Source organism: Oceanobacillus kapialis (assembly GCF_044790185.1).
Taxonomy (GTDB): Bacteria; Bacillota; Bacilli; order Bacillales; family Amphibacillaceae; genus Oceanobacillus_B; species Oceanobacillus_B kapialis.
Genome location: NZ_CP085256.1, coordinates 3,157,273 through 3,181,998 on the forward strand (window position 1 = coordinate 3,157,273; position 24,726 = coordinate 3,181,998).

The 24,726-nt window shown below is 41.2% G+C and carries 32 protein-coding genes; 17 read left to right on the plus strand and 15 right to left on the minus strand.

Going from position 1 to position 24,726, the window contains the following annotated elements; all coding sequences use genetic code 11:
* Window positions 1-23: 23 nt before the first annotated feature.
* The 12 genes from LG273_RS16400 to LG273_RS16455 all read left to right on the plus strand — a co-directional run bounded on the left by LG273_RS16400 (window position 24) and on the right by LG273_RS16455 (window position 8,025).
* Window positions 24-788, plus strand: coding sequence for a GvpL/GvpF family gas vesicle protein (locus tag LG273_RS16400; RefSeq protein WP_404455631.1), 765 nt, complete (start codon window positions 24-26; stop codon window positions 786-788).
* Window positions 788-1,051, plus strand: a complete 264-nt coding sequence (locus LG273_RS16405; RefSeq protein WP_379560668.1) for a gas vesicle protein GvpG — start codon at window positions 788-790, stop codon at window positions 1,049-1,051. The genes LG273_RS16400 and LG273_RS16405 overlap by 1 nt, the downstream gene beginning before the upstream one ends.
* Window positions 1,044-1,883 (plus strand): GvpL/GvpF family gas vesicle protein, encoded by an 840-nt coding sequence (locus LG273_RS16410; RefSeq protein ID WP_404455635.1) that lies wholly within the window; start codon window positions 1,044-1,046, stop codon window positions 1,881-1,883. Before LG273_RS16405 ends, LG273_RS16410 begins: the two co-directional genes overlap by 8 nt.
* A complete protein-coding gene (locus LG273_RS16415; RefSeq protein WP_379560670.1) occupies window positions 1,867-2,139 on the plus strand; it encodes a gas vesicle protein in 273 nt (90 codons plus the stop codon). The genes LG273_RS16410 and LG273_RS16415 overlap by 17 nt, the downstream gene beginning before the upstream one ends.
* Window positions 2,108-2,389 carry a gas vesicle protein K gene (locus LG273_RS16420; RefSeq protein ID WP_379560671.1) on the plus strand — a complete coding sequence of 94 codons (282 nt, stop codon included), beginning with the start codon at window positions 2,108-2,110 and terminating at the stop codon, window positions 2,387-2,389. The genes LG273_RS16415 and LG273_RS16420 overlap by 32 nt, the downstream gene beginning before the upstream one ends.
* Window positions 2,390-2,406: 17 nt before the next feature.
* A complete protein-coding gene (gvpJ, locus tag LG273_RS16425) occupies window positions 2,407-2,748 on the plus strand; it encodes a gas vesicle protein GvpJ (RefSeq protein ID WP_404455638.1) in 342 nt (113 codons plus the stop codon).
* Window positions 2,749-2,753: 5 nt separating this feature from the next.
* Window positions 2,754-3,590: a GvpT/GvpP family gas vesicle accessory protein gene (gvpT, locus tag LG273_RS16430; protein ID WP_404455641.1), complete on the plus strand. Its 837-nt coding sequence runs from the start codon at window positions 2,754-2,756 to the stop codon at window positions 3,588-3,590.
* Window positions 3,591-3,741: 151 nt separating this feature from the next.
* Window positions 3,742-4,149 (plus strand): gas vesicle accessory protein GvpU, encoded by a 408-nt coding sequence (gvpU, locus tag LG273_RS16435; protein WP_404455644.1) that lies wholly within the window; start codon window positions 3,742-3,744, stop codon window positions 4,147-4,149.
* A 363-nt stretch (window positions 4,150-4,512) separates the two neighbouring features.
* Window positions 4,513-5,256, plus strand: coding sequence for a threonine/serine exporter family protein (locus LG273_RS16440; RefSeq protein WP_404455647.1), 744 nt, complete (start codon window positions 4,513-4,515; stop codon window positions 5,254-5,256).
* 30 nt (window positions 5,257-5,286) lie between these two features.
* The gene (locus tag LG273_RS16445; RefSeq protein ID WP_379560676.1) at window positions 5,287-5,727 is read left to right on the plus strand and encodes a threonine/serine exporter family protein; all 441 of its coding nucleotides are present in this window, start codon (window positions 5,287-5,289) and stop codon (window positions 5,725-5,727) included.
* Between the two features lie 139 nt (window positions 5,728-5,866).
* On the plus strand, window positions 5,867-7,354 hold the full coding sequence (zwf, locus tag LG273_RS16450) for a glucose-6-phosphate dehydrogenase (protein ID WP_379560677.1): 1,488 nt from the start codon (window positions 5,867-5,869) through the stop codon (window positions 7,352-7,354).
* A gap of 119 nt (window positions 7,355-7,473) precedes the next feature.
* On the plus strand, window positions 7,474-8,025 hold the full coding sequence (locus tag LG273_RS16455) for a hypothetical protein (protein WP_404455651.1): 552 nt from the start codon (window positions 7,474-7,476) through the stop codon (window positions 8,023-8,025).
* A 47-nt stretch (window positions 8,026-8,072) separates the two neighbouring features.
* Here the strand turns inward: LG273_RS16455 and LG273_RS16460 are convergent, their stop codons facing one another.
* The 4 genes from LG273_RS16460 to LG273_RS16475 all read right to left on the minus strand — a co-directional run bounded on the left by LG273_RS16460 (window position 8,073) and on the right by LG273_RS16475 (window position 13,693).
* On the minus strand, window positions 8,073-11,144 hold the full coding sequence (locus tag LG273_RS16460; protein ID WP_404455654.1) for an efflux RND transporter permease subunit: 3,072 nt from the start codon (window positions 11,142-11,144) through the stop codon (window positions 8,073-8,075).
* 3 nt (window positions 11,145-11,147) lie between these two features.
* Entirely contained in the window at window positions 11,148-12,005 is an 858-nt protein-coding gene (locus tag LG273_RS16465) for an efflux RND transporter periplasmic adaptor subunit (RefSeq protein WP_404455657.1), read from the minus strand.
* A 32-nt stretch (window positions 12,006-12,037) separates the two neighbouring features.
* Entirely contained in the window at window positions 12,038-12,913 is an 876-nt protein-coding gene (locus LG273_RS16470) for a TetR/AcrR family transcriptional regulator (RefSeq protein ID WP_404455660.1), read from the minus strand.
* 288 nt (window positions 12,914-13,201) lie between these two features.
* A complete protein-coding gene (locus LG273_RS16475) occupies window positions 13,202-13,693 on the minus strand; it encodes a competence protein ComK (protein WP_379562168.1) in 492 nt (163 codons plus the stop codon).
* Between the two features lie 304 nt (window positions 13,694-13,997).
* Here LG273_RS16475 and LG273_RS16480 point away from each other — a divergent pair, with 304 nt between their 5' ends.
* On the plus strand, window positions 13,998-14,153 hold the full coding sequence (locus LG273_RS16480; protein WP_379562167.1) for a hypothetical protein: 156 nt from the start codon (window positions 13,998-14,000) through the stop codon (window positions 14,151-14,153).
* A gap of 74 nt (window positions 14,154-14,227) precedes the next feature.
* Window positions 14,228-14,416 (plus strand): YjfB family protein, encoded by a 189-nt coding sequence (locus LG273_RS16485; protein WP_404455664.1) that lies wholly within the window; start codon window positions 14,228-14,230, stop codon window positions 14,414-14,416.
* A gap of 371 nt (window positions 14,417-14,787) precedes the next feature.
* Here LG273_RS16485 and LG273_RS16490 read toward each other — a convergent pair whose 3' ends face one another.
* The gene (locus tag LG273_RS16490; protein WP_379562165.1) at window positions 14,788-15,087 is read right to left on the minus strand and encodes a hypothetical protein; all 300 of its coding nucleotides are present in this window, start codon (window positions 15,085-15,087) and stop codon (window positions 14,788-14,790) included.
* Window positions 15,088-15,204: 117 nt separating this feature from the next.
* Window positions 15,205-15,624: a 3-hydroxyacyl-ACP dehydratase FabZ gene (gene fabZ / locus LG273_RS16495; protein ID WP_379562164.1), complete on the minus strand. Its 420-nt coding sequence runs from the start codon at window positions 15,622-15,624 to the stop codon at window positions 15,205-15,207.
* A 128-nt stretch (window positions 15,625-15,752) separates the two neighbouring features.
* On the opposite strand from fabZ, the gene LG273_RS16500 reads away from it, so the two are divergent.
* The gene (locus LG273_RS16500; protein ID WP_404455669.1) at window positions 15,753-15,899 is read left to right on the plus strand and encodes a lmo0937 family membrane protein; all 147 of its coding nucleotides are present in this window, start codon (window positions 15,753-15,755) and stop codon (window positions 15,897-15,899) included.
* A gap of 57 nt (window positions 15,900-15,956) precedes the next feature.
* On the opposite strand, the gene LG273_RS16505 is transcribed toward LG273_RS16500, so the two are convergent.
* The 8 genes from LG273_RS16505 to LG273_RS16540 all read right to left on the minus strand — a co-directional run bounded on the left by LG273_RS16505 (window position 15,957) and on the right by LG273_RS16540 (window position 22,721).
* Window positions 15,957-16,295, minus strand: a complete 339-nt coding sequence (locus LG273_RS16505) for a DNA-directed RNA polymerase subunit beta (protein ID WP_404455672.1) — start codon at window positions 16,293-16,295, stop codon at window positions 15,957-15,959.
* Window positions 16,296-16,382: 87 nt separating this feature from the next.
* Window positions 16,383-17,213: a flagellar hook-basal body protein gene (locus tag LG273_RS16510; RefSeq protein ID WP_404455675.1), complete on the minus strand. Its 831-nt coding sequence runs from the start codon at window positions 17,211-17,213 to the stop codon at window positions 16,383-16,385.
* A gap of 19 nt (window positions 17,214-17,232) precedes the next feature.
* Complete coding sequence (locus LG273_RS16515; RefSeq protein WP_379562160.1) at window positions 17,233-18,036, minus strand: flagellar hook-basal body protein; 804 nt, start codon at window positions 18,034-18,036, stop codon at window positions 17,233-17,235.
* Between the two features lie 182 nt (window positions 18,037-18,218).
* On the minus strand, window positions 18,219-19,220 hold the full coding sequence (locus LG273_RS16520; RefSeq protein ID WP_379562159.1) for a rod shape-determining protein: 1,002 nt from the start codon (window positions 19,218-19,220) through the stop codon (window positions 18,219-18,221).
* A gap of 283 nt (window positions 19,221-19,503) precedes the next feature.
* Window positions 19,504-19,788: a sporulation transcriptional regulator SpoIIID gene (gene spoIIID, locus LG273_RS16525; protein WP_379562158.1), complete on the minus strand. Its 285-nt coding sequence runs from the start codon at window positions 19,786-19,788 to the stop codon at window positions 19,504-19,506.
* Window positions 19,789-20,283: 495 nt separating this feature from the next.
* Window positions 20,284-20,433 carry a hypothetical protein gene (locus LG273_RS16530; RefSeq protein ID WP_379562157.1) on the minus strand — a complete coding sequence of 50 codons (150 nt, stop codon included), beginning with the start codon at window positions 20,431-20,433 and terminating at the stop codon, window positions 20,284-20,286.
* 137 nt (window positions 20,434-20,570) lie between these two features.
* The gene (locus LG273_RS16535) at window positions 20,571-21,578 is read right to left on the minus strand and encodes an AimR family lysis-lysogeny pheromone receptor (RefSeq protein WP_404455679.1); all 1,008 of its coding nucleotides are present in this window, start codon (window positions 21,576-21,578) and stop codon (window positions 20,571-20,573) included.
* Between the two features lie 261 nt (window positions 21,579-21,839).
* A complete protein-coding gene (locus tag LG273_RS16540; RefSeq protein ID WP_404455682.1) occupies window positions 21,840-22,721 on the minus strand; it encodes a peptidoglycan DD-metalloendopeptidase family protein in 882 nt (293 codons plus the stop codon).
* Window positions 22,722-22,847: 126 nt separating this feature from the next.
* Here LG273_RS16540 and LG273_RS16545 point away from each other — a divergent pair, with 126 nt between their 5' ends.
* Together LG273_RS16545 and LG273_RS16550 are read left to right on the plus strand one after the other, a co-directional pair.
* Window positions 22,848-23,072 (plus strand): hypothetical protein, encoded by a 225-nt coding sequence (locus tag LG273_RS16545; protein ID WP_404455685.1) that lies wholly within the window; start codon window positions 22,848-22,850, stop codon window positions 23,070-23,072.
* Window positions 23,073-23,564 carry a hypothetical protein gene (locus tag LG273_RS16550; RefSeq protein ID WP_404455687.1) on the plus strand — a complete coding sequence of 164 codons (492 nt, stop codon included), beginning with the start codon at window positions 23,073-23,075 and terminating at the stop codon, window positions 23,562-23,564. It abuts the gene before it with no gap.
* Here the strand turns inward: LG273_RS16550 and spoIID are convergent.
* Window positions 23,504-24,688: a stage II sporulation protein D gene (spoIID, locus tag LG273_RS16555; RefSeq protein WP_404455690.1), complete on the minus strand. Its 1,185-nt coding sequence runs from the start codon at window positions 24,686-24,688 to the stop codon at window positions 23,504-23,506. The genes LG273_RS16550 and spoIID overlap by 61 nt on opposite strands.
* Window positions 24,689-24,726: the final 38 nt, after the last annotated feature.

Sequence of the window (24,726 nt, forward strand, 5' to 3'; positions counted from 1 at the left end):
CACTAGAAAGGAGGGTTCCGTAAATGAACGGTACCGAAACTGGAATTTATATTTTCTGCGCTGTCCAAACAAATGACCCACATCATTTTGGCACCGTGGAAATTGATGGAACTTCAAGGGAGACTTTTGCGATCCAATATGAAGATGCAGCAATGATTGCCTGCGAAGCCCCCTTGAAAATCTATCACCCAAATAAAGAAAATCTTATGATGCACCAAGCCATGGTTTCAAAGGCCATGGAAGAACATGATACCGTCATCCCAATTAGTTTTGGAAATGTATTCAAATCTGAGAAGGATGTGGAAATCCTACTTCAAAATCTTTATAGCCAATTCACAGAGATTTTTCCAGAAATCAAAGGAAAAATTGAGGTGGGCTTAAAGGTCATTGGAAATAAAGAATGGATTGAAAAACAGGTCAACAATAACCCAGAGCTACAGGAAATGGCACTAACTGCAAAAGGAAAGTCAGCTGCTGCCGGTTATTATGATCGGATAAAGCTTGGCGGTGCTGCCAAGAGCCTTATTACAAGCCTTCGACAGGACGTGGAAGAGAGTATTTACCTTCCCCTTAAATCACAGGCCACTGCCGCTGTAGCCAATGAGACACAAGGAGAAAAGATTTTACTCAATGCGTCCTTCTTAATTAATCGTAAAGACGAGGAGCGCTTCGATAAACTTGTCAATGAACAGTACGAGCAATGGAAGGATAAAGTTAGCTTTCAATATACTGGGCCATGGCCAGCCTATAATTTTATTAATATTCGCCTAAGTGTTGAGGAAGCGTAATGCTTATTTCGGGATCGATTAAAACTATTATCGGGATTGCCAGGAAGGTTCAGGAAGAAGTTGATAAAGAACTATATGACCTGCCAACAATCCAGCAAAAGCTCATTCAATTGCAAATGATGTATGAATTAGAAGAGATCCCTGAAGAAGCTTACAAAGCACAAGAAGCGGAGCTCTTAGCCCGATACGAAATAGCGAAAATGAAAGAAATGGAACAATGGGAAGCACTTACGACACAAAAGGATGAGGATAAGAATGGGTAACTTAATTTATTTATATGGCCTTACGCCAACAACTGAAATGGAAAAGAGAGCCTTACCAAGCATTACAGGCTTTGATGGGAAAAGCAGTCTTTACACGTTACCTATTGGTGAAACAACTGCAATTGTATGCGAGCTACCAGAGGACGAATACAATGCTAAGAACATAGAGAACAAGGTTCATAATGATATGGAATGGCTACAGGATAAGGCCTTTCATCACCATGAAACAATTACATTCCTTCACCAACAGTACACGTTTATCCCTTTAAAATTTTGTACCATTTATGAAGATCCTGCAAACCTTCAAGCCACCATTAGCGCAAGCGAAGAGCAGTTAAGCCAATCGTTTAAAACCTTACATGCTAACGAGGAATGGACACTTAAAATCTATTGTAAGGAGCAGAAACTAAGGGATGCAATTAAAAAAACCCACCCTGTACTAGAAAAAAAGAAGGAAGAAATCGCGAAACTTCCTCGTGGCAGACAATTCTTTGAAAAAAAGAAGATGGATTCTATTGTTGATAAGCAGCTCGAACAAGAAAAGGATCTTTTTGGGGAGAGTTTACATGAAGAACTAAAAAGTATCGCCACCAACTACACTGTTAAAAAAAATTGGGATAAAGATATGACCGGGCTAAAAGAAGATATGGTTTGGAATAGTGCCTACCTGGTGCCAAAAGAAAAGGTCGAGGTATTTAAAGACAAAATTTTGACGTTTGAAGAACAGCAGGCAGATACGACGTGGAAGATTGAAGCTACAGGTCCTTGGCCAGCCTACCATTTCTCTGATTTTTCTCAGGGTGAGGAGAAACAGTATGCCAACAACTCGTGAAACGATTGAAAATAAGGAAGTAGGTCTGATTGATATTTTGGATGTCATTCTTGACAAGGGGGTTGCCATTAAAGGAGACTTAATCATTTCCATCGCCGGCGTCGACCTCGTCTATCTAGACCTACGTGTATTAATCGCTTCTGTAGAAACACTCGTCCAATCGTCTAATCAGCAAAAAGAGGTTACCTCAGAACAATTTGATACCCAAAGGAGGGAGTTACTCCATGCTACAGGACAATCAGAGGGGACGTATTAACCTAGATCCAGACAGCGCAGAAGATGGTCTCGCCCAGCTCGTGATGACCGTAATTGAGCTATTGCGGCAGGTAGTAGAACGACACGCCATCAGACGCGTGGAGGGGGGCACCCTATCTGACGAGCAAATCGAAGACCTTGGGGAGGCGCTTATGAACTTGGAAGATAAAATGGAAGAATTGAAAGAAATTTTCGGCCTGGATGCCGAGGATTTAAATATCGATCTTGGCCCGTTAGGAAATCTGATGTAAGAAAGGAGAACTTCTACATGCCTGTTGAACAACAATTACAGCAAAACAATGGACCTAGTAACCTAGTGGATGTGCTGGAAAAAGTACTTGATAAAGGTGTTGTCATAGCCGGTGATATCTCTGTCGGAATTGCCGATGTAGAGTTAATCACGATTAAAATCAGACTTATTGTTGCTTCTGTTGATAAGGCGAAGGAAATCGGCATGGATTGGTGGGAAACAGATCCATATTTGACTTCCAAAGCAACGGAAAAAACAACCGCTCTTGAACAAGAGAATAAGCAATTGCAAGAAAGACTTCATGCACTTGAAAATAAATTAATGAACAATGAGTCTACAGCAAATACAACTGGAGGGTAAATGATATGACCACAGATAACAACGACAAGAAAAAAGCTGGATCCATTAGAAGAGCTGCGACTGGAGGAATTTTAGGAGCGACGGTTGGTTACCTATCCGCCCCACAGAACCGCAAAAAGCTTATGACGAATTTAAGTAAAGAGATGCTTATAAATAAAGGAAACCAACTTGGCTCTGTAACGAAAGAAAAATTAAGTACACTAAAAGATAGTGGGAAGGAAAAATCAGCAAACGCTTATCAAAGTATAAAAGACTCTACTACAAGTCTATTAAAGAAGAACAAAGAGGATGAGGGTCGTGAGGAAGACACTGATCAAGAGGGCTCCATGGATTTACCAGAAGAGGAAGAGGAGACAGAAATGCAACACACTGGTTCAAATGATCAGGAGTACGATTCCTTAAAAGAAGAAAATGCAGAGCTGCAATCAAGACTGGATAGCCTTGAAGAAAAAATGAATCAGCTCCTAGATGCCCAGTTAAACAATCAGGAAAACGAAAATGAGGATGAAGATGAAGAAGAGAATGAAGACCCTGAGGATAATAAAGATGAGGACAATGAAGATACAGAAGCCAGTTCAGAAGCCGAAGAAACAGATGACGACGAGGATGAGACAGAGGAAGATAGAAGTTCCTCTTCCAAGTCTAACGTGAAATCTAACTCCACAAAGGCAACCAATAAGAAAAATCAAAATGCAGGAAAATCTACAGGAACTAGAAAAACAACTAGGAAAAGCTCCAATAATGCTAGTACAGCTAAAAGTTCTACAAAGGCAAAAAAAGAAACATCTAATTCCGACAAAGAAGAGACCGATATTGAAAGCAATGATGATACGACTGCCTAGTCATAGTAATGCTAGATGAAGCGAAACTTCATTTGGTGGGTGTTCCCCTTCCTCCCCCACTAAAAGTTAGTTGAACAAATCGGACCTTTACTGGAAGTTGATCCCGAGGTTCTTACTGACAGTACAGGCGAAATAATAAAGGAGAGATAGTATGAGCGATAACACGACGAAGGATAATATTCTGTCCCATTTTGTGTTTGCATCCAATAAGCATGATTTCAATTTAGATATTTCCCTGCTCGTTAATGGGGCACTAGTATCAGGTACATTAATTTCTGCTCAGGAATACTTTCAACTGTTAAGTAAATCCTTTGAGGATGGTAACGACATTTCACAGGCATTAGGCGAACAGCTTGCAAAAACGAGTGAACAGCTGGAGGCACAGGAAAACCCTGAGCAAGCTGAATATATTCATCTAAAAAACTCGCAAATTTACAGTGGTGGAAGTAAACCTACACCCTCAAAAAGTGATATTCTGTGGAGAGGAAAATTAAGTGAAGTGGACAGTTTTTTCCTTGGCAAGATTACGGAAACGAAACGAACGGCTAGCAGCAAATAAAGTGAAACTTCATTTGCTGGGGGCTTCTATCCTCCCCCACCAAATGTTAGTTGAACGAATCGGACCTTTACTGGCAGTTGATCCCCCACTTAGAATGCTTGATTATTTCCCGCATTCTTGAAGTGGGGGTCTTACTGCCAGTTAAGGCGGGATAAATCTGGGTTGTTTATAACGAAGCAGTGCCGCCGTCTCCATCTTGGTGCTGCTTCGTTTTTTAACTTGATACCTCCCTTTTGCCTCGTTAACTAGTTCTGATTACATCATTTAGTTAACCTCTTTCCCTTTCTCTGTTTTAAGTCTTCCCTTTCCGCTTCCTACCCCTTATACTTTTATCATAATTACAAATGAAAGTGCGGGAATGACATGGATGAACGACAAGTAATTTCAAATGTATGTATGCTTGCAGGTAAGATTATGCTAGAGAGTGGCGCAGAAACCTATCGCGTGGAAGATACCATGACCCGAATTGCTGCAGCGTTTGGGTTAACTGAAGCGGAAAGCTATGCGACCCCCACAGGGATCAACTTTTCCACGGACAGCCATGATGCATCACACTTCCGGCGTATTTCGAAGCGTTCTACAGATTTACATAAAATAGCCCAGGTAAACAGTATATCCAGACAGATAAGCGAAGGTGGGATCGATCCAAGAGAAGCGCTTCTTCATTTAAAAGGGCTCTCTTCCACTTCCAATGTATACCCTTATTGGCTACAAATTGCCGCTGCAGCGTTGGTCAGTGGCAGCTTTGCCATCATGTTTGGCGGTCAATTGCTTGATTTTCTTCCGGCCTTTTTTGCTGGAGGGGTGGGACTTGCGGCAATGATCGGCTTTGAGAAGCTTGTAGAAACCAGGTTCTTTGCTGAGTTTTTTGCATCCTTCATCATTGGCTTGCTGGCAATTGGCTGCCTGCATTTCTCCTTTGGTGTAAACCTGGATAAAATTATTATTGGTGCTGTTATGCCCCTCGTACCAGGTCTGCATATCACCAATGCCGTGAGAGACTTAATGGCTGGCCACTTGGTAGCAGGGGTCTCCAAGGGGGTTGAGGCAATGCTGACAGCCTTTGCTATCGGGGCAGGCGTAGCGGTAGTGTTTGCGTTTTTATAATGTAAGATTGATCCTTAATGAGGTGTTTCTATGATACTCGCACAATGTATAACAAGTTTTATAGCTTCAGCCGGTTTCGGTATTTTATTTAATGCCCCGCGCCATGCCCTGATTCAATGCGGGCTTGTTGGCATGTTTGGCTGGCTTCTTTACTATATTTTAGTGGCAGAAGGCATCGATGTAGTCCCCGCAACCGTTTTTGCTGCCATGCTCGTCGCTGTGCTCAGCCAACTATGCGCAAAGGTTTTCCGCACACCGATCATTATTTTCAATGTTTCTGGGATTATTCCCCTTGTACCGGGAGGGATCGCTTATGACGCGATGCGAAACTTTGTGGAAAATGACTACTTCCAAGCTGTTCAGTTATCTGCAAAGGTGATGCTGCTTGCTGGGGGAATTGCCATTGGTCTTGTGTTTTCCGAGGTAATCAATCAGCTTTTTCGTAAGTCCTGGAACTGGTTGAAACCATAAGGATCTTACCGATTTCGTTGCATAGGTTTTTATGGACTTGCACAGACTTAAAATAACGAGGCCGGGTTTGATTAGTTGATTTATCATTTTTTTCCTTATAAAATTATGTATTATGCTACATGAAATGGAGAGGCTTTTTTTGACTAACTTACACACACCTAAAGCAGTAATTGTTATATTCGGCGCAACAGGGGATTTAGCGAAACGTAAGCTTTTCCCTTCCATTTATAAACTATATAAAAGTGGTAAAATTGGAGAAGACTTTGCAGTCGTAGGACTAGCAAGAAGACCTTGGACCAACGATGTCTTCCGCACCAATGTGAAGGAATCCTTGCAAAATGCCCTTTCGATAGAAGATGATGCAGAAGAGTTCACTTCCCATTTTTACTATCATTCATTTGATGTGACCCAAGCAGAGTCATATACCGAACTTAACGGATTATTAACAGACTTGGAGTCTACCTACGAAACAGGTGGAAACAGAATCTTTTACTTGGCCATGGCACCTGAATACTTCGGTTCCATCGCCCATCGTCTTGAACAAAATGGCTTGAAAAACAGCGGCGGTTGGACACGCCTCGTTATTGAAAAACCGTTTGGTCACGATCTAAAATCAGCAAAAGAACTAAACAAAGAAATTCGTGTAGCCTTTGATGAAGACCAAATTTATCGTATTGACCATTATTTAGGGAAAGAGATGGTACAAAACATCGAGGTAATCCGGTTTGCTAACGGCATTTTCGAACATTTGTGGAATAACCGGTCTATTTCCAATGTCCAAATTACTTCAAGTGAAGAGCTCGGAGTAGAAGATCGCGCTCGTTATTACGATCATTCTGGAGCAGCACGGGATATGGTGCAAAACCATATGCTACAAATGGTTGCATTGCTTGCCATGGAGCCACCAATTAAATTGACCACAGACGAAATTCGTTCAGAAAAAGTAAAAGCATTACGCGCATTACGCCAGCTTGACCCAGAGGAAGTGGACGAGTATTTCGTACGGGGACAATATGGTAAAGGGATCATGAAAGGAAATGAAGTAGCCGGCTATCGCGAAGAGGCAGAAGAGCTACATGATTCTAATACGGAAACTTTTGTGGCTGGTAAAGTAATGATAGATAATTATCGCTGGGCTGGTGTCCCATTCTACATTCGTACTGGAAAACGCATGGCGGAAAAATGTACAAAAATCGTAGTAGAATTCAAAGACATTCCAATGAATCTTTATTACAAAGAAGAAGCGGAAAAACATCCTAATTTGCTTGTGATTAACATCCAGCCAAATGAGGGTATTACACTATACCTTAATGCGAAAAAATCTGGTATGGGTTCCATGGCTGAGCCTATTCAGCTGTCTTACACGAATAACGGTGTAAGCGGGATGAACACACCAGAAGCTTATGAAAAACTGTTATTTGATTGCATGATCGGTGATACGACCAATTTCACCCATTGGGACGAGGTAGCTCATTCTTGGGCCTTTATCGACACTATTTTAAACAGATGGGAAGCAGTAAAAGCAGATTTCCCGAATTATGATTCCGGATCCATGGGGCCAGAAGCAGCAAATGAGCTTTTAGAAAAAGATGGCTTCCACTGGTGGGACGTTGAAAAAGATAAATAATTCATGTCTTAGACAGATTTAAAAGCTGAAAGAACAGCCCCGAAAGTGATTGGGGCTGTTTTTTTATTGGGGGAATAGATAAGCGACTAGTTAAGAAGATTGAAGAGCCTTCATGGTTGATGGGACCGCTCGGGTGGTTGATTGAGCGGGGGGCCTGGTTGATTGAACAGGCTCCTTGGTTGATTGCACTGTCCCAGTGGTCGATTGAACGGGCTCATTGGTTGATTGCACTGTCCCAGTGGTTGATTGAGCGGAGTGCTTGGTCGATTGCGCTGCCCTGGTGGTTGATTGAACGGGCTCATTGGTTGATTGCACTGTCCCGGTGGTTGATTGAGCGGAGTGCTTGGTTGATTGCACTGTCCCGGGGGTTGATTGAACGGGCTCCTTGGTTGATTGAGCGGAGTGCTTGGTTGATTGCACTGCTCTGGTGGTTGATTGAAAGGGCTCCTTGGTTGATTGCACTGTCCCGGGGGTTGATTGAACGGGCTCCTTGGTCGATTGCACTGCTCTGGTGGTTGATTGAACGGGCTCCTTGGTTGATTGCACTGCTTTGGTGGTTGATTGAACAGGCTCCTTGGTTGATTGCACTGACCCGGTGGTTGATTGCACCGCTACATTGGTCGATTGCATCCCATCCACAGTCGATTGCACCGCCCCCAATGATCGATTAAACAAAAGAGCTCCTCACCAAACTGGCGAGGAGCTCTTATTTCATTCTTTATGCTTTTTTCTTTCTTCTTCTCGTAATTTTTGCAGTAAGATCATCGAACAAAGTGTAGACTACTGGAATAAGTAGTAATGTGAATAGACTTGATACACCGAGTCCAAAGATGATTGTTACAGCAAGTGGCTGTTGCGTTTCTGCTCCTTCACCAAGTGCAAGAGCAAGTGGAACCATTGCCAGAATGGTTGTTAAGGTCGTCATTAGAATTGGACGTAGCCTGCTTGGCCCTGCCTCTAAGATCGCTTCGTGACGATCCATTCCATTTCGCCGCAAAATATTGATGTAATCTACTAACACAATGGAGTTATTTACAACAATACCAGCGAGCATGATTATCCCAATGAATGCTGGGATACTTAATGGAATACCTGCGACAAATAATCCTAGCAATACGCCAACAACGGTAGTCGGCATAGCAAACATAATAATCAGTGGGAACAAGAAGTTCTCAAACTGGATTGCCATTACTGCATAGACCAAAAAGATTGAGAAAACTAAGGCTATCGCTAGGTCACTAAACGACTGGGCCATATCTTCGGCTTCTCCACCTATGGAGTAGTTATAGCCTTCAGGTAAATTCATCTCTTCCAAGGCGGTCTCTACATCTGCCACGACGCTTCCAAGATCACGGTCAACAATTTCACTTGTAATATTCATTTGTGGTTGTTGATTTTCGCGAAGTAATGCAGCTGGTCCCTGCATGCTTTCGAAATCTGCCACCTCTTCTAACGGGATCACTGACCCAGAAGAAGTTTGAATTTTTGTATCTTGGAGGTCGCTGATACTTGAACGCTCATTTTCCGGGTAAAGCATAGTCACGTCCATCTCTTGCCCTGCTTCCCGGTACTGCGTGGCTACCTGACCTGTAAATTGCAGCTGAATTTGGCCGGTAACTTGTTCTTGGGTTAAGCCGTACATCGCTGCTTTCTCTTTATCCACTACTATGTTCATCTGTGGAATTCCTTCAGAAGCAGACGTCTCAGGATTATAAACGCCATTCACATTAGATATTTCATTGACTACTTGTTCAGAAAGGTCTGCGAGAACTTCATGCTCTGGACCGTTTAATTGAATTTGAATAGGGCTTCCCGCGCTCATTCCAGACTCCATGGAATTAACAGTTATTTCTGCCCCTGCAATCCCTTGAAGTGCCTCATCCATGTCCTGCACAATTTCTGTTGTTGAAGTCTCACGTTCCTCAGAAGGAATTAATTGCATCGTGTAAGTGGCTGTGTTGCCGCTGCCACCGCCAACACCACCCATGCCGGAGCCTCCGCCAATGCTGACATAATTCGTTTCAATCGACGATTCAAATTCTGTAAGTTGTTCGTTTACTTGTTCTACAATGCTTTCGGTATGTTCAAGCGTACTACCTAATTCTGTTTCCACTTGGATTTCAATTTGTCCTTGGTCTGCAGATGGAATAAACTCTGCGCCGATAAATGGAATTAGACCTAGACTAGCAACAATCGCTAAAACAGAAGCCGTAATAGAGGTTTTCCGATGCCCTAGTACCCATTTCAATACACTGCGGTACTTATTGTTCAACCAGCCTAGGAACCTGTCAAACCAGTATCTTCTTCCGTTATCCTCCATTGCTTTTGATAGCAATTTCGATGAAAGCATCGGTACGAGCGTTACGGCTACAATTAGTGATGCAATTAAGGAGAAGGATACCGCTAGTGCTAATGGTGTGAATAAATCGGAAGCAATACCTTCTACATACACAATTGGTAAAAATACGACTAACGTTGTTGTGGTCGACGCAATAACGGCTGGAGCCAATTCAGAAGCACCTTTTGTGGCAGATACGACTAGACTATAGCCTTGTTTACGATACGAGTATATGTGCTCCAGTATAACGATTGAACTATCCACCATCATTCCAAGACCTAATGCCAAACCACCTAATGTGAGGATATTAAGTGTCTCACCTGTGAAATACATGAGGGTGAAGGTCGCAATAATAGCAATTGGAATCGATAATCCTATAACTAAGGTTGCGCGAACACTTTTCAGGAATAGCAACAGAATGAAAATGGAGATGACTCCACCGATTAGAATATTTTGTACAACAGAATCAATAGACATTTGAATAAACTCTGATGTATCAATGATAACGTCTAACCCAACGCCCTCTGGCAGGTTATCTCTAATATCTTGTAAGCTATTTTCCACATTTGTTGCTACATCAACTGTATTACTGTCGGTTTTCTTAAGAATTGACAACACGACAGATGGATTCCCATTTACTAAGGTGGTGCTGGATTCCTCTTTAAAGGAGTCTTCCACTTGAGCAAGGTCTTCTACATGTACCGTGCTCCCGGATTGTGTTTGCACAATCGTTTTCTCAATATCTTCTATGGATTCAAACTGCCCTGTAATTCGAAGCTGGAGATCTTTATTTCCTTGCTCCACGGTTCCAACTGAGGCAGCCTGATTCGTGCTACCAAGTGATTGCGCAATGGTTTGGGCTGTTACCCCATATTGCTGCATACTTTCTTGATCTAAAATAAGTTGAATCTCTCTTTCCTTACTTCCTTCAACGGTAACAGAACCAACTCCGCCCTGTCTTTCGATAAGTGGAACCACTTGCTCATCAGCAATTTCTGTCAAAGCTGCAGTGTTTTCCCCCGTTAGACCAACCCACATTACTGGTAATTGATCCGGGTTAAAGCGCATGATTCTTGGGTCATTAGCCTGGTCAGGCATCATGCCACTAACTTGGTCAATACTCTCTCTTACATCCAGTAATGCCTGGTCCAAATCTGTTCCATTACTGAACATCATCACTACTAAGGAAGAGCCAGCCTGCGATTGAGATTGAACTGTTTCAATCCCTTCGACGGTACTCACAGCAGATTCTATCGGTCGACTTACTAAATTCTCTACCTCTTCTGGCGCAGCATCTTGATAGGATGTCGCAACTACCGCTACTGGCAAATCAATTTTTGGAAACAGGTCGATGGTCAAGCTTCTTAAAGAAACAACACCTAACGCAATGATTGCCAGTACAATCATAATTACGCCTACTGGGCGCTTAACGGATGTATTTACGATTTTCAAAACTTATTCCCCTCCCGTGACGTTCACTTGGTCACCATCCGTGAGGCCCATATTTCCGCTCACAACGATTTGGTCACCTTCTGAAACATCACCTTCAATTGCCGTGTTGTCTGACTTTGTCTGTAAAATGGTTACTGTTACACGCGTTGCTACATTGTCCTTAACGACATACACGTACGACTCTTCATTTTCTTGCTGTACAGCCTCTGTCGGAACAATAATGGCATCACTGATGGTTTCCTCAGGAATTTGCATAGAAGCAATGACACCAGGCAATAAATCTCCATCTTCGTTAGGAAGCGTTGCTTGAACTGGGTATAGGCCATTCTCACCTGGCAATGAATCAACAGAAGTGATTTCCGCCTCGTATTCCATATTTGAAGCTTCGACTTGATGAGTATCTCCTGTAATCAATAGTGGAACAACATCAGAAGTCACTGTAAAGTTTAGCTTTAATTCATTGAGATCAGCAATGACAGCAAAAGGTTCTTCAGCGCTAACGGTATCTCCTTCTGCCGCATTAAGCTGTGCTACCTCTCCGTCTCGTGGTGCTCTAATATTTTGTGTGCCTGCTGGAGTAGTCAAGGTGGCAATCAAGTCATCCTCTTCCACCATGTCTCCACTTTGAACTTCCAATGTATCTACTTCACCAGCTGCTTGCAGCATAATAGGTGATGTTGAACCCGGCGCTGTTCTGCCGTATAAAGATCTTTCTACAACAAGGTTATCCTGTACAGCCTCCTGTGTTTCTACAGTAATAACCCTTTCTTCATCCTCTTGATTTGTCTCTTCGTTATCATTACATGCAGCTAATATTCCAATTAACAAAACTGCTGTAATGCTCAGCATCCATCTTTTCATGTATGTAACTCCTCTCCATAATTAACAATTTATTATAAAAGTTTAATGCCAGCCGTTTCGCTTAACATATAACTTTCCTTTTGTAAGGTTGGATAATTTTTAAAATGTGCAAGCAATCCTTGAAGAACAACAACTTGCGGGGATTTCTTCTTCCACTCTTTTTCAAAGGCCTCCAATGCTTCTTGCAATCGTTCTATTTCTTCTGCTGAAACAGAGAGCCCAGAAAGCTTCTCTCGTATGATGGATAGTATATCCTCTACAGATGGAATGGCTTCTGTAGTCTCTTGCGCATATTCCTGAGGGATTTGCTTAAACGTCACCAGAGCCTTTTCCTCCCGTTGAAGCATCCCTTGCATTAGATCATCTAGTCTTCTGACTATATATGCACCTGCCTTCTCTTTTTCAATATGTACATGATCGAGGACAATCCATTTGAAGTACCCATTTAGCAGTCCTCCCAACTGAATAACTAAATCTATTAAAAAAGGCTGGGCGTTTGTTCCAAAAATAGCCTCAATATTTGTTTTTAACCAGTTAAAATTCTCCACCTTGAAATGATTCATCAATTTGTCTGTATCCTCACCAATGGAGATGTTATCGCGGATAATCATAACAATACTGTCCTTATGCTTATATATATAAGCGAACAATACAGTAAGCTGCTCAGCCAGACTTCTTCGTGGGTCATTATTTTGGTCCATTACTTCTTTTAATTCTGCAGCAAGGTTATTATGGAAATACTCGAAAGAAGTGGCTATAAAGTCTTCCTTAGATTTAAAGTGAAGATAAAAGGCTCCCTTTGAGACTCCTGACTCACTGGCAATTTCCTGAATAGAAGTATGGTAATACCCCTTTTTAGCAAATAACTTCATTCCATTTTCTATCAACTTCAGCTTTTTTTCATTCATCTAAACACCTGTTCCTTTTACGAATGCATGACTTAAATAGTTTCATTAAAATTATTGACTAACTGGTCAGTCATCAAACCTTCTTTTAGCTTACTAGCTGAAAGCGTTTTTATACAAGTTTAAGAATGTGTCAATTTTGTGTCATGCCGTAGTGGTATTTATAAGAAGTATGAGGTTGAGTTACTGTTTTCTCCAAAACAAAAAAACGTGCCCAAAACTCCCTGACACGTTTTAATACTACACGATTTTGTTTTTCTGAACCATTCAATTGATGATTTTCGCTTACTATCACAACACTGGAAAAGCTGCCCGGCCAAATATAACACTTCGATTCATATGGACAATTAACTGGCTGGCCCTTTTGTACTGCATATCAAAGGAGCTTTCTGTTGTAGGAACGTAAACCCCTGTACCGTCAAGAAATGCAATATACGTCTTGTCCTCCTTTTGTTCATATGAAGCAATGTGATGATAGGCAACCCATACACAATCCTTGTTTTTGGAAGAAGCTGTAGGAATCATATAAACGCCATCTTGAGGAATTACAGGAATCGGTAGCTTACTCGATGCGCGAAGAATGTCCTTTACAGATTTCTTAATCCCTTCCCGGCTCGCACCAAATATAAGACAATTATTATCAATAATTTGTGTGGGACTATGTATGGAGTATCGCTCCCTACCCGTTTCATAAATTAAAGATCTGTAATAGGATGATTCATGGCTAACAATCGCCTTTGTTTTTGGTGTAATAATGTAGACAGACGTAATCGTATCTCCCATCAGTAACCCCTTCCCCTCCGCATTTATGTGTCTATTTTACTATGTATTGTAATGATTTGGTATTATTTTTTCTGAAAAATTTAATTTATTTTTCTTATGTCGCTTATCCTGCCTTAACTGGCAGTAAGGATCCCACTTCAAGAAGGCGGGAAATCAAGCGTTCTATTTGGGCGAGGAAGGAAAATCCCCAGCAAATGAAGTTTCACTTTATTTTATGCAAACCCTTTCTCCTTTTGGCGAGGTTTTTACTAAAGAAAAACGGGAATGTTAATTAATGTAGTTTATATTGTAAGGAGGACTAAGCATGGCAGACAAACAAGAACGCAAGAAAAAAACCGATAACATTACAAATGATCATAAGGATAGTGAACAAGGTTCACAGCTACAATCTAATGATATGGAATCAGCTCAAGGAAATGAAGAAAAAGAGGAAAACAAAAAAGATGGTAATGACTCGTAGCACGCTGCAAATTTAGTAAATATCTCCATTCTATGTATGCTATAATGGTATTAACATAGCTTGGAGGGGTTTACATGGATATTGCAGCACTTTCCATGGCAATGGCCAATCAGCAGGTTCGATCAAATGCTGGACTCGCCGTCATGGACAACTCCATGAAGATGATGGAACAGCAAGGAGAAGATTTAATGAAGATGCTTCAACAAGAAGCTCCTTCTGCCCCACATCCTTCACTTGGAAACCAGATAGACCTTAAAGGATAAGGAAACGAGCGGGATTTCTAGCCCGTTTTCAGGTAGCGCGGCTTCGCTAAATGCGATAGCCGCGTTTTTCGTTAGCTGAATTTGTTTTAGAATCACAGAACAAAGGCGCAAGCGCCCGTTTAGAAACGTAGCGAGTGGAACGAATCAACTGAGATAAAGGAATCACGGTGAGGTTACGAACCGATGATGACTTATCGTAGGGCGATTTCGTGAAGTCGCCTAGTTTCTGGGCGCTGGAGCTGGACGTCGCTGCCCCTGTCAATGAACAACATACCGCCAATTATTTATACTTCCTTATCTATTTAAAAAAGCGCAGAATGCCGAAGAATCAACATCTGCGCGGTTCGTCTACCTTAAATGATAAAGAAGAATTATTGGTCACCTGCACCCATGTTTTCTTCTTCATCTGTTTTATTTTGGTCTTCAGAATCCATGCCCTGATCTTCCTGGTCCATGCCTGGATCTTCTTCCATACCATCACCGTTCATACCATCGCCTTCTCCATTTGTACCACCGTTTTCTTCAGCTGGATTCTGATTGTTATTATCATCTTCCTGGTTCATTGGAGCTTCTTCATCAGCAGGATCGTTTCCACCATCTGTACCACAAGCTGCAACTAAAGAAAGTGCTAATATTGGGGCACCTAGTTTTAATAAAAACTTTCTATTCATTTCATTTCCTCCTTTAAAATGTATGCTATCGCGTTTAGCATATCCATTTTAAAAGAAGTGATACATAGAACTTGTGAATTTTCCCATTACGTTCGTAAGCGCCTTACCTTCGCAACATTATTTTATTGCGAAGGTGATTTCCGCTTCACAAGCTACCTCTCCATTTACCGTTGCAGTGCCTTTCCCTTTGCCGATTGGACCTTTTAACCGTGTTATTTCTACCGCTAGTTCTAGCTGGTCACCTGGCTTTACCTGGCGTTTAAACCGGCACTTATCTACACCCGCAAGAAAACCTATTTTCCCTTTGTTTTCCTCCATGCCTAACATTGCCATTGCCCCCGCCTGTGCGAGTGCTTCGATAATTAATACACCTGGCATAACGGGATACTCGGGAAAGTGTCCTTGGAAAAATGGCTCGTTGATACTAACATTTTTCAATGCTTTTACATGTTTTCCTTCTTCCATCTCCAGCACCTTGTCCACGAGTAAAAATGGGTAGCGGTGTGGAATTGTCTCTTTTATTTGTTCAATGTCCATGTGAATTCTCCTATCTCTAAAAGGGTTTATGTATATAGTATACCAACAAAAGTTTGAACAAGCTTAAAATAAGGTATTAATTAGAGTAAATCATACAATAATAAGAATCTCGAAAGGAGGACAAGCTCATGCTTTGGACTATTTTAATTATCCTACTCATTTTGTGGGCAATCGGCTTTGCCTTTGATGTAGCAGGTGGATTAGTGCATATATTACTTGTCATTGCCCTCATTATCCTAATCTATCGCCTTGTAACAGGCAAAAAAATAACGTAGAAAATGCAAAACTTTTTAAACAAAAAAAGCATTTCATCCTAGAGGGGATGGAATGCTTTATTCCGTTTTCGTGACAATATCTATAATATGCTGCCACGTTTCTACTTTCAATGCGTCTAAAGGAGAGCCATCTCCAATCACGCCATAACCGACCATGAGGCCCGCCACGAGAGCAATTGCAGCGAAAAGCAATACAACAATGATACGTAGCCAAATGGGGAAAATACGCAATCTTGCTTTTTTCTTCTGTTTAGCGCTTTTTTTCTCAGCCTTTTGCTTCTTTCTAGACTGTTTGCTCTCATTCTTTTCGGCTGTTGGCTCGCTTTTCTTACCTATTTTATACGCTTTTCGGGTTTGCTGTTCCATACCCTGCTTAGCCTCTTGTTCGGTTGACATGATTTGTTGCTCCTTACTCGCTGAAATACGTAATCCGTGTATGCTTTCCTAGCATTTTACCATAAAAAAAGCATACCGTACACAATGTTATGACCGAAGCTGGTTAATCAATCCAAACATTTGGTCTCCCATGGAAATTGTTCTGGAATTAAATTGATAAGCGCGCTGCGTTGAAATGAGATCTGTCATTTGCTTCGAGATATCGACATTGGAATTTTCCAATGCACCACTTTTTACAAGCGTTTGCCCGGCAGGATCTTGTACCACTTCACCCATTGCAAAACCAAGGCCTGCTAGATCAGGTAACCTGAAACTATTATCACCTGTAGCTTCAAGCAATCGAGGTCGTACAACTTCCACAACACCCAGCGTTCCTGCATTCTCCATTTGGTTGCCACGCTGGACGTTAATTTGCCCTGTCTCATCAATCGATATAGCATCAAAACCTTCTGGAATGACGATTCTCCCGTTCTCACCAAGGACCGGATTCCCGTCCCCATCTGTCAGCATGACTGCCTCGTTATTATTTACCGGGCTTAAGTAAAAGGCTCCATCACGGGTATAGCGCGTTTCTGGAATGCCATTTTCCGTTGCTTGAACCTGATAAAAATGATTATCACCAAGCAATGCCACGTCAAGCACCCTACCCGTCTCCTTAATCGTACCTGTAGTAAAGTCAGCATTAATCGAGCCAAGCTTAGCACCAGAACCGATACGAATACCGTCTGGTGTTAGACGTCCCTCCGCACCAGCCGGGTCTGTCATATTATTAATCTGTTGGAATAAAAGCGACGAAAATTCTGCTTGGCGAGTCTTATAGCCGGTTGTTTGGCTGTTCGCCATGTTATTTCCGATCAAATCTAGTTTCTGTTGCAGCTGATTCATGGTAACGGCTGCTTGGATCATTGTTCTAGACATATGTTCCTCCTTGTTCTGCCTATGCTAGCCTTCCTATCTCACTGACTGCCTTACCGAGGCTCTCATCATAAGCCTTTAATACACGTTGATTTGTCTCAAACAGTCGGTAAGATTCCATCATACGTGTCATGGACTGAAGTGAATCGACATTGGACCGTTCCAGAAAACCTTGCTGAACGTTATAGGTTGCACCAGCCGGAACAGCTCCCGCTTCCCCATTAAACAGGCCATTGCCTTCTTTCTCCATTCCATTGGCATCAGCTGTATAAGCAATGCCTAGCCCATAATTCCCAGCATTTGTTTGAACGATGCCGTCCTCTGAAACGGAAAATTCCATTCCATCCGTTTGAATTGGGTTGCCTGCTTCATCCAGTACATAATAACCCTGATTCGTTACAAGATAGCCTTGTCCATCTACTGTGAAATTTCCATTTCTCGTATAACGGACATCTCCCTCTTCATTTTGAACGGAAAACAATAGCGCACCAGCCTCGTCAGGTAATGTGCCGTTTACAAGCGCCATATCTGTCGGAATAGAAGTCTCTCGTAGGTCACCCTGCATGAAATTAGGCGCTGCTTCCTGCACATATACTCCAGTATTCAAGGAACCGATCGGGTTTTGAATTGGCAAGTTTAAAGAATTGGAGGTCGGAATTGTTTTTCCGCCCATTTGCTGCATCAGCATTTCCGGAAAAGCCTTTAAAGATGTCTGGTCAGCTTTATACCCAGGTGTGTTCGCATTTGCAATATTGTTAGATAAAGCTTCCTGTGTACGCTGTTGGGCAATCATTCCGCTCGCTGCAGTATAAAAACCTCTTAACAAACGGCTCCCCTCCTTTATTTTTATCATAATGGGTTTTGTTTTTTACATAATCGGGTATATTTCTTTATCGGTAATTTGCTTGATAAAGTGAAACTTCATTTGGTTAGGTTTCCCTTCCTCGCTCTTGAACGAATTGGACCCTAACTGGCAGTTGATTCACTGGGCTTACCGCTATTCTAAAATTAAACGACTTTTCTTCGTTCGATTTTATCAATATTCTCAAGCATGATTCCAGTGCCTTTTGCCACACAGTGCATTGGCTCGTCTGCTACTAAAACCGGTACTTTTAACTCTTCTGCAAGCAACTGGTCGATACCATGAATCATAGCGCCACCACCTGTTAAAATAACACCTCTATCAATAATATCGGCTGATAGCTCAGGAGGCGTTTTTTCTAACACAGATTTGGCAGCTTGCACAATAAGAAATACAGATTCGCGTAGTGCTTCTTCGATTTCAGCAGAATACACGGTAATCGTTCTTGGCAAACCACTTACCATATCACGACCACGGATTTCCATTTCTTCATTGCGGGATCCTTTAAATACGGTTGCTACATTAATTTTGATTTCTTCTGCGGTACGTTCTCCGATAAGCAGTTTGTATTGCTTCTTAATGTATTGAAGAATCTCAACATCAAATTTATCTCCAGCCATTTTAATGGATTCAGAAGTCACGATATCTCCCATTGACAACACGGCTACATCTGTCGTACCACCACCGATATCAACGACCATATTACCACTAGGCTGGAAAATATCCATTCCAGCACCAATTGCTGCTACTTTTGGTTCTTCTTCTAGATAAACCTTTTTACCACCTGATTTTTCAGCTGCTTCTTTAATAGCTTTTTGTTCTACCTTTGTAATATTGGTAGGGCAGCAAATAAGCATTCTTGGCTTTGAAAGAAATCCTTTTACACTAATTTTATTTATGAAATGCTTTAACATTGCTTCTGTTACATCAAAGTCTGCTATTACTCCATCTTTTAACGGACGGATGGCTTCAATGTTTCCTGGTGTACGTCCAACCATGCGTCTTGCTTCCTCGCCAACTTCGAGAACTTTTCCAGTATAGCGGTCCATTGCAACCACAGAGGGCTCATCTAAAACGATACCTTTTCCTTTTACGTGAATTAAAACATTGGCAGTTCCAAGGTCAATTCCAATATCCCTAGAAAACATGAATCAAGATCCTCCTACTTTAAATTACTTCAATTTTTACATATTCCTACTAATATTATATTTTACCACAAAGTTCAACAATTAACTGCATCTTATTAGAAAAAAATGGGTTATTTTAGCGATTTTTATAGGGAATATGTTCTATTAGTAAGGGGGCTTTAAGAAGAAAGCCACAGATCAATATGTTTAAGCGAAACGAGAAGCGTATTAATAACATGAAATAAGGAGAAAACAAACCTGCTTTTAGGTTTATTTTCTCCTACCTATCTGCCCAAAATGCCCTTTATCCTACCGGTTTAGGCTCTGACTCTTTAACTGGTGGTTCAATTTTATACTTTTTCCGTGTTGCTTCTCCTCCACGCAAGTGTCTGATCGCCTTATGATATTCCAGTATCTCCTTTACCTTTAATGCAAGCTCCGGGTTAATTTGCGGCAATCTCTCTGTCAAATCTTTATGGACAGTGCTTTTGGAAACACCAAATTCCTTTGCAATCACGCGGACTGTCTTTTTTGTCTCCAAAACGTAATTTCCAATTCTGATCGTTCTTTCTTTGATGTAATCGTGCACACCGTTCGCCTCCCTATGTTGGTTAGTTCCGAGGTGTCTATTGAGACAAGGTGTTCATGTTCTGTGGCTCACATCTAGGACCAATATTTTGTTGTCGGTTATCATTATGTATATTGAAGCGAAAGGAATGGTTCCCCCTTTCTTTCAATATTAATTTAATATTCTGTTATTTATCTATAAAAAACGAGGATCATTCGCGTAAGTTAAGTAAAGCCACACAAGCTCTCACCTCAGACATTACAGAATGCTTGGTTTGTAACATTTTATTATTGAGATGAGCAGTTTATGATTAAAATCGTATCTTTGTAAATATGGACAAGGCATATGTTCAAACCATTAGAAAAAATCATACAAGTTCTTTGTCAATCTGTTGGAAGAGTAGTAGGTCAAATGTTTTAGGTGGAGGGGATCTAAGTTTATAAAATAAGGTTCAGCTTTTCTTTTAGCCAGTTAAACTTCTTATACGATTCTCTCTTTCTCTAATCTAAGCTGATGTTAATCCATGTCACCTAACCCAGGGTCATAGAAATCCATATCCCCAAGGCCAGGATCAAACGATAACAGATTATTATTAGATAGAGTACCAGGAACCAAGAAAATCATTAATAAAACGGCCTTCACTAAAAAAGAAGTAAACTTTTTCATTTTATTGCCTCCTCAAGGATTTTTAAGCAGTAAAAGAAAAAGCTGAACCTGTTCAAACAAATCTTCATGCTCTTGTGATGACTGAAATGAGGATAGTAGTAGTAGGTAGTGAGGGGTTTCTATTCCCCTCGTTTGGCTTACAGATTTTTCAGTAACATAAGTGGTAATCTACTGAAGAAGTAATCACTCCGTCTTTCAATAAAGGAGTTATAGGATTGAAGAAGAAGGTTTTTATCCTGCTTAGCTTTACCAAGATAATAGAGCTGAAAGGGGCTTTCTAAAGGTAGTTTTGTTAAAAGCTCAATCGCCCGCTGATTGTTTCCTTTAGCAATTTCAATGTGAGCTTGTTCGCTTGGATCAGGTGTAGATATATTATCAACTTTGTTAAAATGAGCAGAAAGAAAAGGAATATTTCGCTGTTTTACAAGCTTTTCGACGTTTTCCAGTTTATACTTTTTTGCAACCTTTAACGCTTCGTTAAGATGATACATTCCCTGAAAGTACGTATCAAAGGTGTACGATAAACCTAATTTTATATGCATGCTCGCTATCGTTCGTGGGTTTTTCGTTTGATTTAAAATCCTGAAGGCATATTTACGAGCCATAATAAGCTCATTTCTCGTAAGGTGGTAGGTAAGTAGAATCTGATTAAGTCGTATTTTGAAAAAGGATAGCAATAGCTTATCTTCTATTGCTAAAAATAACTCCTGTTGGATAGCAAGAAAGTTCCCTAACTGACTAAATTGATTTAACTCATAATACGTTGTAACTTTGAAAAATTCCACGAGACACTTTAATTCCGGATCCTTTGTTTCAATTTTATTAATTCTTTGAAGCGACTCAAGTGGCGTGCACTTTTTTAGTCTTCGATCCAATATGTTCTGATAGACAGCTGCCCACATGTGGTTTGAAGGTATGTTAGACTTGTTGTTTCGCTTAATGAGAATCTCTAAATCGTCATAGTACCCATTTATATAGAGGAACTCCATCCCCTTCTTGAGGATGTCATTGGAGTTAGATTGCAGGCAATACTTTCTTGTTAACTCTTGCACCGTTTCTTCAGGATGCTCCATGTAAAGTAATTCCATTAATTCTCTTAGTGATAGATTTTCTTTATCTGAGACAAAAATTGAAGGCATCACCATCGAAGGGAATCTCCTTTCTATTATCATTTACCGTTTATCTAGAAGAAGATCACTACTTTTTCGCTAATTGTCTACAAAATATTTTATTATTTTTTATAATAACACATTTCCTTGCTTATAAATGAGCTATCGTTCGACAAATTTTGCGAAAAGATAAAGATTAAGGAGCATAATGGCCTACTTGCAGCATTTGTTAGATTTAGCTATCAAAAAAAAGATCCCAGACTACTGAAAGTCTTAGGATCTTTTGAATATCATACATTATGCGCTTGCTGATTCGTCGGTTGCATCATTTGCTTCTTCGTTAGAGGCATCATCTTCCTCTTCATCAGAAGGTGCATCCTCTTCTTCTGGTGCTTCTTCCTCGTCACCATTTTCCTCAGCAGCATCATTTTCAACAGCATCTTCTTCTACTGGTTCCGATGTTTCATCAGCTTCTGTGTTATCTACTGCTTCTTCTTGTACACTCTCTAAGCTGCTTACTGGTTGGTTAAAAAACTCCTCAGGATTTACATGCTTTTCTCCTTTTCTAAGTTCGAAATAGACATGCGTTCCACTATCCTGACCAAACAAGTTCTTTCCTGCAGTTCCTAGCTTTTCGCCTTGTTTCACTTCTGCCCCTGCTTTTACACTTACTTCTTCAAGGCTTGCATAGTATGTCTTCACATCATTTTCATGTGATAACACAACAACATTACCTAAAAGCGGATCCTCTTTGACTTCATCAATCGTTCCTGTTAGTGCAGCAACAACCTCGAAAGCTTCTCCCTCTGCAGTTGCAATATCTACACCTGTGCTTTGGTAATAACGGTTATTGTATAGAACCAAAGCATTTTCTTGATCTTTTTCTTCTGCGTTGTAATCATAGAATTTAGTTACGATTTCTGCTTGTTCTTGATCCGTTAATGGCATTTGAATAACTTCTTGCTGTTCTAAAACCGGTTCTGCTTCTTCGTCATTTGGTGTTGGAACATAATTTTCCTGATCTTCTTGCGCATCAGGAATCTGGTTATCCATATTCTGATACCAAACCACCACTGTTAAAAGCAAGGCAGCAACTGTCAAATAGACTGCTGGAAAAAACCATTTCTTCTTGAAAATGCGGCTCCATTTGTTTTTTGAAGCTTTGTTTTCTTCATTCATTGATCATCACCTCAACAACCATTCTGATCAGAAAAAGGTAGATCTATACATCAATACGAAAAAATTTTTAGAAAACATGCATTTTATATTTAGGAGTGGGGATAGTAAGAGGTTGCCCAGGTGTGGATGGCTGAGTTTTGGTTGATTGGGTTGCTGTCGTGGTTGATTGCGCTGTCCTCTTGGTTGATTGCGCTGCTCCTTTGGTTGATGGCGCTGCACCAATGGTCGATTGCGCTGCTCCTCTGGTTGATTGAACAGCACCTTTGGTCGATTGCACTGCTCCTTTGGTCGATTGCGCTGCTCCTCTGGTTGATTGAACAGCACCTTTGGTCGATTGCACTGCCCTCTTGATTGATTGACCAGCACCAATGGTTGATTGCACTGCTCCACTGGTCGATTGCGCTGCTCTCTTGGTTGATTGCACTACTCCACTGGTCGATTGCACTGCTCCACTGGTCGATTGCACTGCTCCTTTGGTTGATTGCGCTGCCCTCTTGGTTGATTGCACTGCTCCTTTGGTTGATTGCGCTGCCCTCTTGGTTGATTGAACAGCACCAATGGTCGATTGCGCTGCTCCTCTGGTTGATTGAACAGCACCTTTGGTCGATTGCACTGCACCTTTGGTCGATTGCGCTGCTCCTCTGGTTGATTGAAAAGCACCTTTGGTCGATTGCACTGCACCTTTGGTTGATGGCACTGCTCTCATATTCAATTAAAACTTCCACCATTAAAGCTTCCCCAACCCGCCCCCCCCTTCCCCGCAAAAGAAAAAAGCCCTCGTGCTATTTTGCAACGAGGGCTGGTGCTGTGTCAGTTACAGTACTAATCTCAACACCTTTATAATAGTGGTTTACAATATCTTTATATGTTTTCCCTTCCTTCGCCATTCCGTTAGCGCCGTACTGACTCATACCGATTCCGTGGCCATAGCCTTTGGTTGTAAAGACAAGGTGATCGTCCTTTTGCTCAATGGTGAAATCACTTGATCGTAACTTTAGTTTTTCTCTCACTTCTCTTCCCGTGAAGGCTTCCCCATTAATGGTAAGCTCTGCAACGCGCTTTCCGTCTGTTCTGGAAATTTCGATTGCCAAAGCCTTATTAGCTGGTAGGTTTGTGGAAAGCGCCTGCCCTACTTGCTCAATGGAATAAGTTTCCTGATCAAGAAACTTCGGTGTTCCTTCATCCCAATGACTTTTCACACTACGCAAATATGGCAGCTCTTCCTTCCAATAATCCTCTGAGTTCTCTGTATACCCATTACTTGTAGAGAAAAATGCTGGTGTTATTGGCTCCTTTTTATAGGTAAGTACCTCTCCTTTTGTGGCATTTACCGCTTCTTTAATTTTATTCATCTTTTCCTTGTATTCATCTCCAAAAATCTCCTTTAGTTCCGCCTCACCCTTATATACCTGGTGCTGGACCGTATCTGTAACATCAGCTTCTTCGGTAATATCGCCATGCAGCTTATAGTTTACGATATAAGTTCTGGCAGCAAGTGCCTGCGCTTTTAATGCTTCCATTTCAAAGTTCGCTGGCATTTCTGAGGCAACTACTCCCGCAACATATGTTTCTAATGGAACACTCTCCACCTTTTCCAAATTCGAACGCATAACCGCTACCGAAAAAGGCGATGATTCTAATACCACTGATTCCTCGGGTTCTTTTTCCTGACTTGTTGCTTCCTTCTCTGCTCCATTTCCAAATGTTAAAACAATGAGAGTAGGAATAAACAAAATGATACTAAGGAGACTGACAAGAATAATAGCTGTCGGCAATGGCCACTTTTTTGGGGAGTTTCCTAAATTATGATTTTTTTTATGTTTTTTTAATAAGGAAAGCGGCTGAACTGTTTTATGCTTAGGAGCTTCAAGTACAGTGGGTGGTTTCATTTTCGCATTAATTCGTTCCTGTACCGTTTTCTTTGTTAATTTAGTTGGTTTTCCAGTTTTAAAAGGCCTTTTTTTCATTACGATCCCCCATCCTGTAAATGTAGGTTTGATTAGCA

Coding starts and splice junctions, on each gene's coding strand:
- LG273_RS16535 (WP_404455679.1), bottom strand. CDS start 21,578: ATGGTGATGCCTTCAATTTTTGTCTCAGATAAAGAAAATCTATCACTA.
- LG273_RS16485 (WP_404455664.1), top strand. CDS start 14,228: ATGGATATTGCAGCACTTTCCATGGCAATGGCCAATCAGCAGGTTCGA.
- LG273_RS16545 (WP_404455685.1), top strand. CDS start 22,848: ATGGCTGAGTTTTGGTTGATTGGGTTGCTGTCGTGGTTGATTGCGCTG.
- LG273_RS16415 (WP_379560670.1), top strand. CDS start 1,867: ATGCCAACAACTCGTGAAACGATTGAAAATAAGGAAGTAGGTCTGATT.
- LG273_RS16480 (WP_379562167.1), top strand. CDS start 13,998: ATGGCAGACAAACAAGAACGCAAGAAAAAAACCGATAACATTACAAAT.
- LG273_RS16470 (WP_404455660.1), bottom strand. CDS start 12,913: ATGAATGAAAAAAAGCTGAAGTTGATAGAAAATGGAATGAAGTTATTT.
- gvpJ (WP_404455638.1), top strand. CDS start 2,407: ATGCCTGTTGAACAACAATTACAGCAAAACAATGGACCTAGTAACCTA.
- LG273_RS16410 (WP_404455635.1), top strand. CDS start 1,044: ATGGGTAACTTAATTTATTTATATGGCCTTACGCCAACAACTGAAATG.
- LG273_RS16530 (WP_379562157.1), bottom strand. CDS start 20,433: ATGAAAAAGTTTACTTCTTTTTTAGTGAAGGCCGTTTTATTAATGATT.
- LG273_RS16520 (WP_379562159.1), bottom strand. CDS start 19,220: ATGTTTTCTAGGGATATTGGAATTGACCTTGGAACTGCCAATGTTTTA.
- LG273_RS16510 (WP_404455675.1), bottom strand. CDS start 17,213: ATGTCTAGAACAATGATCCAAGCAGCCGTTACCATGAATCAGCTGCAA.
- fabZ (WP_379562164.1), bottom strand. CDS start 15,624: ATGGACATTGAACAAATAAAAGAGACAATTCCACACCGCTACCCATTT.
- LG273_RS16445 (WP_379560676.1), top strand. CDS start 5,287: ATGATACTCGCACAATGTATAACAAGTTTTATAGCTTCAGCCGGTTTC.
- LG273_RS16505 (WP_404455672.1), bottom strand. CDS start 16,295: ATGTCAACCGAACAAGAGGCTAAGCAGGGTATGGAACAGCAAACCCGA.
- LG273_RS16540 (WP_404455682.1), bottom strand. CDS start 22,721: ATGAATGAAGAAAACAAAGCTTCAAAAAACAAATGGAGCCGCATTTTC.
- LG273_RS16455 (WP_404455651.1), top strand. CDS start 7,474: ATGGGACCGCTCGGGTGGTTGATTGAGCGGGGGGCCTGGTTGATTGAA.
- LG273_RS16490 (WP_379562165.1), bottom strand. CDS start 15,087: ATGAATAGAAAGTTTTTATTAAAACTAGGTGCCCCAATATTAGCACTT.
- LG273_RS16420 (WP_379560671.1), top strand. CDS start 2,108: ATGCTACAGGACAATCAGAGGGGACGTATTAACCTAGATCCAGACAGC.
- LG273_RS16440 (WP_404455647.1), top strand. CDS start 4,513: ATGGATGAACGACAAGTAATTTCAAATGTATGTATGCTTGCAGGTAAG.
- LG273_RS16465 (WP_404455657.1), bottom strand. CDS start 12,005: ATGAAAAGATGGATGCTGAGCATTACAGCAGTTTTGTTAATTGGAATA.
- LG273_RS16400 (WP_404455631.1), top strand. CDS start 24: ATGAACGGTACCGAAACTGGAATTTATATTTTCTGCGCTGTCCAAACA.
- LG273_RS16475 (WP_379562168.1), bottom strand. CDS start 13,693: ATGGGAGATACGATTACGTCTGTCTACATTATTACACCAAAAACAAAG.
- gvpU (WP_404455644.1), top strand. CDS start 3,742: ATGAGCGATAACACGACGAAGGATAATATTCTGTCCCATTTTGTGTTT.
- LG273_RS16405 (WP_379560668.1), top strand. CDS start 788: ATGCTTATTTCGGGATCGATTAAAACTATTATCGGGATTGCCAGGAAG.
- gvpT (WP_404455641.1), top strand. CDS start 2,754: ATGACCACAGATAACAACGACAAGAAAAAAGCTGGATCCATTAGAAGA.
- spoIID (WP_404455690.1), bottom strand. CDS start 24,688: ATGAAAAAAAGGCCTTTTAAAACTGGAAAACCAACTAAATTAACAAAG.
- LG273_RS16500 (WP_404455669.1), top strand. CDS start 15,753: ATGCTTTGGACTATTTTAATTATCCTACTCATTTTGTGGGCAATCGGC.